General features: G+C 71.6%; 8 protein-coding genes and 1 pseudogene. 7 read left to right on the top strand and 2 right to left on the bottom strand.

What is annotated here, in order from left to right; all coding sequences use genetic code 11:
• Positions 1 to 134: 134 nt before the first annotated feature.
• Positions 135 to 809 (bottom strand): DUF5324 family protein, encoded by a 675-nt coding sequence (locus AB0O29_RS14970; RefSeq protein WP_365151591.1) that lies wholly within the window; start codon positions 807 to 809, stop codon positions 135 to 137.
• Between the two features lie 175 nt (positions 810 to 984).
• On the opposite strand from AB0O29_RS14970, the gene AB0O29_RS14965 reads away from it, so the two are divergent.
• Together AB0O29_RS14965 and AB0O29_RS14960 are read left to right on the top strand one after the other, a co-directional pair.
• Positions 985 to 1,524 (top strand): peptidylprolyl isomerase, encoded by a 540-nt coding sequence (locus AB0O29_RS14965; RefSeq protein ID WP_365151589.1) that lies wholly within the window; start codon positions 985 to 987, stop codon positions 1,522 to 1,524.
• Positions 1,525 to 1,643: 119 nt separating this feature from the next.
• Positions 1,644 to 2,519 (top strand): rhomboid family intramembrane serine protease, encoded by an 876-nt coding sequence (locus tag AB0O29_RS14960; RefSeq protein ID WP_365151577.1) that lies wholly within the window; start codon positions 1,644 to 1,646, stop codon positions 2,517 to 2,519.
• A 117-nt stretch (positions 2,520 to 2,636) separates the two neighbouring features.
• On the opposite strand, the gene crgA is transcribed toward AB0O29_RS14960, so the two are convergent.
• Complete coding sequence (gene crgA / locus AB0O29_RS14955; RefSeq protein WP_079428582.1) at positions 2,637 to 2,894, bottom strand: cell division protein CrgA; 258 nt, start codon at positions 2,892 to 2,894, stop codon at positions 2,637 to 2,639.
• A gap of 92 nt (positions 2,895 to 2,986) precedes the next feature.
• On the opposite strand from crgA, the gene AB0O29_RS14950 reads away from it, so the two are divergent.
• The 5 genes and pseudogenes from AB0O29_RS14950 to AB0O29_RS14930 all read left to right on the top strand — a co-directional run.
• Positions 2,987 to 3,760 (top strand): DUF881 domain-containing protein, encoded by a 774-nt coding sequence (locus tag AB0O29_RS14950; protein ID WP_365151575.1) that lies wholly within the window; start codon positions 2,987 to 2,989, stop codon positions 3,758 to 3,760.
• A complete protein-coding gene (locus AB0O29_RS14945; RefSeq protein WP_365151573.1) occupies positions 3,729 to 4,460 on the top strand; it encodes a class E sortase in 732 nt (243 codons plus the stop codon). Before AB0O29_RS14950 ends, AB0O29_RS14945 begins: the two co-directional genes overlap by 32 nt.
• Before the next feature lie 91 nt (positions 4,461 to 4,551).
• Complete coding sequence (locus tag AB0O29_RS14940; RefSeq protein ID WP_045945358.1) at positions 4,552 to 4,728, top strand: hypothetical protein; 177 nt, start codon at positions 4,552 to 4,554, stop codon at positions 4,726 to 4,728.
• On the top strand, positions 4,725 to 5,363 hold the full coding sequence (locus AB0O29_RS14935; RefSeq protein ID WP_365151571.1) for an aminodeoxychorismate/anthranilate synthase component II: 639 nt from the start codon (positions 4,725 to 4,727) through the stop codon (positions 5,361 to 5,363). Before AB0O29_RS14940 ends, AB0O29_RS14935 begins: the two co-directional genes overlap by 4 nt.
• A 140-nt stretch (positions 5,364 to 5,503) precedes the next feature.
• Positions 5,504 to 6,184: pseudogene (locus AB0O29_RS14930) on the top strand (class E sortase); the annotation flags it as partial.
• Between the last annotated feature and the right edge of the window lie 18 nt (positions 6,185 to 6,202).

Below are 6,202 nucleotides of genomic sequence, written 5' to 3'. Positions count from 1 at the left end.
CCGGGGGGTTTAGCGCCCCCACCCCCCCCCTCAACCCCCCCGCACTGGGCGGCCCGCCCCCCGGCTCCCCGCGCCCCCCCGGCAGGGGCCCGGATCCTCCAGGATCCGGGCCCCTGCCGTACGTCGCGGGCCGCTCAGTGCGCCCCGTTCTCCTTCTCCTTCTCCGCCAGCTCGTCGTCGAAGCTCGCCGGCGCGGCGTCCCGGTCCGACAGCTCGGTGGCGGCCGGGGGCTCGACGAGCCAGTCCGGGTTCGACTGCCGGTCCCACCACTTCCAGGCCGCGTACGCCCCTCCGGCGAGGACGCCGGCCAGCGCGAGCCCCTTGAACATTCGGCCGCACCTCGCGCGCCGCTCGCCGCGCCGCACCAGCCGCTGCACCTCCTTGGCGGAGACCTGGCCGCGCAGTGCGGCGAGGGCGGCCATGGACCGGTTCGAGGCCTCCTCGGCCACGGGCTGCGCCGCGGCGATGGCGCTCTCCAGGCGGGGCGTCGTGTAGTCGACGGCGTGCCGGCAGGCGAGCCTGGTCTGGTGGACGGCCTTGGTGGCGGCCCGGTCCACGTTCGGCGGCAGATGGGTGCGGGCCGCGTGCATCCTGGGATGCAGATGGGCGTCGTAGGCGGCGCGGGCCTGCTGGGACGCCTGGGCGGCCGCGTAGGAGACCTTCGGCGCCAGCCGGGCGTTCGCCTCGTGGGCGTACTGGACGGCCGCGTCCCTGGCGGTCCCCGCGTAGGGTGCCACCACTTCCGCCGCGTGCCTCATGGCGTCCCTGGCGTTCTCGGCGGCCAGGCTCACGCTGTCCTTGCGGGTCACGGGATCCTCCTCCTCGGTGGCGGACACGGTTCACCTTTCCACCCTTTGTCGGATCATGCCTGGCATAGCGGCGCGGGGCGCGCGCGACAGGGCATCCGGGTGGAGGAATTTCCGCCGCGTACCGCCCCCCGTGGGAGGATCGGGGCCGACAGTGATGACTATGGAAGGCAGATCCGTGGCCGAGAAGCTCTACGCCACCCTGAAGACCAACCACGGCGACATCGAGATCGAGCTGCTGGAGAACTTCGCGCCGAAGACCGTCCGCAACTTCGTGGAGCTCGCCACGGGCGCCCGCGAGTGGACCCGCCCCACGGACGGCCAGAAGACCACGGCCCCGCTGTACGACGGCACCGTCTTCCACCGCGTCATCAGCGGCTTCATGATCCAGGGCGGCGACCCGCTCGGCAACGGCACCGGCGGCCCCGGCTACCGGTTCGCCGACGAGTTCCACCCCGACCTGGCCTTCACCAAGCCCTACCTGCTCGCCATGGCCAACGCCGGCCCGGGCACCAACGGCTCCCAGTTCTTCATCACCGTCGCGCCCACCGCCTGGCTGACCCGCAAGCACACCATCTTCGGCGAGGTCACCGGCAAGGCCAGCCAGAAGGTCGTGGACGCCATCGCCTCCGGCGCCACCAACCCGCGCACCGAGCGCCCGCTGGACGACGTGATCATCCAGTCCGTGACCGTCGAGCGGCGCGAGGCCACGCGCTGACGGGAACCAACGCGGCCCGTCCGTCCGTACTGCATGTGTACGGACCGCATGTGTACGGACCGCATGGGTACGGACCGGCAGGGGCGCGCCCCCTGCCCCGCCGCTGACCGAGGGGACCGATGGACACCGAGCGCCTGCCGGGCTGCTACCGCCACCCGGACCGGGACACGGGCATCAGCTGTGCCCGGTGCGACCGGCCCATCTGTCCCGACTGCATGATCAGCGCCTCGGTGGGCTACCAGTGCCCCGAGTGCGTCCGGGGCGGCTCCGGCACGGGGCACGCCCCGGCGGCCAACGCCCCGCGGACGGTCGCGGGCGGGCTGGTCTCCGCCGATCCGCAGCTCCTGACCAAGATCCTGATCGGGATCAACGCGGCGGTGTTCCTCGCCGCCTACGCCGTACCCGGCCTGGCCGTGCAGCTGGAGCTGCTGGGCCGGTACGTGGAGTACTACGGGGCGCCGGTGGAGGGGGTCTCCACCGGGCAGTACCACCGGCTGCTGACCTCGGTGTTCCTGCATGTGGAGTGGTGGCACGTCTTCGGCAACATGATCGCCCTGTGGGTGATCGGCGGCCCGCTGGAGGCGGCCCTGGGCCGCGCCCGCTACCTGGCCCTCTACCTGCTGTCGGGCCTGGGCGGAAGCGCCCTCGTCTACCTGCTGACCGCGCCGAACACCCCGACGCTCGGCGCGTCCGGCGCCATCTGCGGGCTGCTCGGCGCCACGGTCGTCCTCGCCCGCCGGCTGCGGTACGAGATGCGGCCCGTGCTGATCACCCTCGGGCTGATGCTGCTGGTGACCTTCGTACCGCTGGGCGGCGGCTGGTCGGTCTCCTGGCAGGCGCACATCGGCGGCCTGGTGACGGGTGCGCTGGTAGCCCTGGGGCTGCTCGCCCCCGTCACGGGCGGGAAGCGCACGCTCGTCCAGGCGGGGGCCTGTGTGGCGGTCTTCCTGCTGGCGGCGGCCCTGATCATGGTGCGTACGGCCGCACTCACCTGATCACACCGGCGTCAACTCTCCACAGAGTTATCCACAGATCTTCTGTCTTTTCCTCAGGTGTGGATGACGCTGTGGATAACTCATGGGGAGAGGTTGCGCCGCTGGGCTATCCGTGTACTACTTCCACTGGGTGGACACGCCGAAGCCGGCTGCGATGAATCCGAAACCGACCACGATGTTCCAGTTGCCCAGCGCCTCGATCGGCAGCTGGGTGTCGGTCACGTAGAAGACGACGATCCACGCGAGACCGATCAGGAAGAAGGCCAGCATGACCGGGGCGACCCAGCCGCGGCTCCCCAGCCTGATCTGCTGCGCCTGCTGCTTCGCCGGCGGCGGCGTGTAGTCGTCCTTCTTGCGGATACGTGACTTCGGCACGAGGGGCTCTCCTGTCGATGCGCTGGGGGACCTTGCCTGCCCCGGGCGTCCGTTAGCGTAGTGGACCTGTGGCGTTGAAGGAGAAGGGTACGTTGACCAATTCCGACGACTCCTCCGCGGGTCCCCGCCGCCTCCGTCCCGTGAGGCTGCTGACGGCCGTGGTGTTCGCCCTGGCGGGGCTCATCTTCGTCACCAGCTTCAACACGTCCAAGGGTACGAACATCCGCACGGACGCCTCCCTCCTCAAGCTCTCGGACCTGATCCACGAGCGCAGCGCCAACAACGCCGAGCTGGAGAAGAGCGCCGCGGCCGTCCGCGCCCAGGTCGACGCCCTCGCCGACCGCGACAACGGCAGCACCAAGGCCGAGGACGCCAAGCTCGCCGCCCTGCGCAAGGCCTCCGGCACCGAGGAGCTCACCGGCAAGGGCCTGAGCGTCACCCTGAACGACGCACCGCCCAACGCCACCGCGCGCGTCCCGGGCGTGCCCGACCCGCAGCCCAACGACCTCGTCATCCACCAGCAGGACCTCCAGGCCGTGGTGAACGCCCTGTGGCTGGGCGGCGCCGAGGGCATCGAGGTCATGGGCCAGCGGCTGATCGCCACCAGCGCCGTGCGCTGCGTCGGCAACACCCTGATCCTCCAGGGCCGGGTCTACTCGCCCCCGTACAAGGTGTCGGCCGTCGGCGACCCGGGCGCGCTGCGCAAGGCCCTGAACGGCTCCCCGGCCATCCAGAACTACCAGCTGTACGTCAACGCCTACGGACTCGGCTGGAAAGTCGAGGAGGACAAGCGGCTGACACTTCCCGGGTACTCCGGCACAGTGGACCTCCACTATGCGAAGCCGCTGGAGTCCGCCTCGCCCTGACGCCGTACTGCGCCTGACGGTACGGACGTTCAGCGAGCTGTGCCTGACCGCCGGAACGCTGATCGTGCTCTTCGTCGTGTACGTCCTGCTGTGGACCGGGGTCAAGGCCGACCGGGCCATGGACGGGGAACGGGCCCGGCTGCGCGACCGCTGGGCGGCGGCGGCCCCCGCCGCCGCACCCGCGCCGGCCGCCCCGGCTCCGCAGGCCCCGGCGCCCCCGGCCGCCGCGCAGCCCTACCCCGCCGGACGGGCCTTCGCCGAGATGTACGTCCCCCGCTTCGGCGCGGACTGGAGCAAGCCGGTCCTGGAGGGCACGGACACCGGCCTGCTCAAGAAGGGCCTCGGCCACTACACCGGCACCGCCCGCCCCGGGGGCGAGGGCAACTTCGCCGTCGCGGGGCACCGGCGCACCTACGGCGACCCGTTCAAGGACCTCGACGAGCTCCGCCCCGGCGACACCGTGATCGTCCGCGACGCCGTGAACCGGTACACCTACACCGTCCGCGGCGGGCCCCTGCGCGTGCTGCCCACCGAGACCGGCGTGGTCGACCCGGTCCCGCGCCGCTCCCCCTTCGCCGTCCCCGGCCGGTACCTCACCCTCACCACCTGCGACCCCGAGTGGGGCCACAGCCACCGCCTGATCGTCTGGGCCGAGCTCACCGCCACCGCGCCCGCCGATCCCGGGGGATTGCCCGGGTGACCCCCGCCGCGGGGGCCCCGGCCCGTAGTCTGGTGCGGTACCGCCCCCGCGGTGCGTGAGTGAATCGTGGACGACGAAGGAAACAGACGGAATGTACGGCTGGATCTGGCGGCATCTGCCGGGCAACGCGTGGGTGCGGGCGCTGATCTGTCTCGTACTGGTCCTCGCGGTGGTGTTCGTGCTCTTCCAGTACGTCTTCCCGTGGGCCGAGCCGCTCCTTCCCTTCAACGATGTGACGGTGGACGAGGGATCGGGAGCCACTCCGTGAGCGCGCGCATTCTGGTTGTCGACAACTACGACAGCTTTGTCTTCAATCTGGTCCAGTACCTCTACCAGCTCGGCGCCGAATGCGAGGTGCTGCGCAACGACCAGGTCGAGCTCGCCCACGCCCAGGACGGCTTCGACGGCGTCCTCCTCTCCCCCGGCCCGGGTACGCCCGAGGAGGCCGGCGTCTGCGTCGACATGGTCCGGCACTGCGCCGACACCGGGGTCCCGGTCTTCGGCGTCTGCCTCGGCATGCAGTCCATGGCCGTCGCCTACGGCGGGGTCGTGGACCGCGCCCCCGAGCTGCTGCACGGCAAGACCTCCCCCGTGGTCCACGAGGGCCTCGGGGTCTTCTCCGGACTCCCCTCGCCCTTCACCGCGACCCGCTACCACTCGCTGGCAGCCGAGCCCGCCGCCCTGCCCGACGTGCTGGAGGTCACCGCCCGCACCGAGGACGGGATCATCATGGGCCTGCGGCACCGGCAGCACGACGTGGAGGGCGTCCAGTTCCACCCCGAGTCGGTGCTCACCGAGTGGGGCCACCGGATGCTCGCCAACTGGCTCGTGCGCTGCGGTGACGCCGGTGCCGTCGCCCGGTCGGAAGGCCTGGCCCCGGTGGTGGGCAAGGCCGTCGCGTGACGGCCGTCGCGCCGTCCGCGCCCAGCGAGGGCCGGGCCGCGCGGCGCAGGGCGGCCCAGGAGGCCGCGAAACGCTCGCAGGCGCGGGCCCGTAAACGGGGCGGGCGGGGCCGCAGGCGCGCCCGTCCGCGCTCCGGAGGGCCGGTGGTGGTGCTCAGCAGGGCCGTCGGAGAGCTGTTCATCACCACCGGAGTGGTGATGCTGCTGTTCGTCGCCTACCAGCTCTGGTACACCAACCTGCTGGCGGAGCGTACGGCGAGCGGGGCCGCGGGCTCGCTGCGGCAGAACTGGGAGCACCCCCCGGCGGCGGCCGCGCCGCCCGTGGCCGCCTTCGAGCCCGGGCAGGGCTTCGCGATCCTGCACATCCCCAAGCTGGACCTCAAGGTGCCGGTGGCCGAGGGGGTCAGCAAGGCGAAGGTGCTCGACAAGGGGATGGTCGGCCACTACTCCGAGGGCGCGCTGAAGACGGCCATGCCGGCCGACCCGCAGGGGAACTTCGCGCTCGCCGGGCACCGCAACACCCACGGCGAACCGTTCCGGTACATCAACCGGCTGGTGCCGGGTGACGCCGTCGTGGTCGAGACCCGGGACGCGTACTACACGTACAAGATGACCTCGGCCCTGCCGCAGACCTCCCCGGCGAACGTGTCCGTCATCAAGCCGGTGCCGGAGGGTTCGGGCTTCACCGGGCCCGGCCGGTACATCACGCTGACGACCTGCACCCCGGAGTTCACGAGCACCTACCGGATGATCGTATGGGGCAGGATGGTCGACGAACGCCCGCGCAGCCAGGGTGCTCCGCCCGCGCTGAACAGCCGCTGAACAGCCGTAAGGACGAAT

Origin of the sequence: Streptomyces sp. NPDC089915 (assembly GCF_040684675.1) — a bacterium.
Classification (GTDB): domain Bacteria; phylum Actinomycetota; class Actinomycetes; order Streptomycetales; family Streptomycetaceae; genus Streptomyces.
The sequence above is the reverse complement of the archived record's forward strand: the minus strand, read 5'-3'. Positions and strand labels throughout refer to the sequence as shown.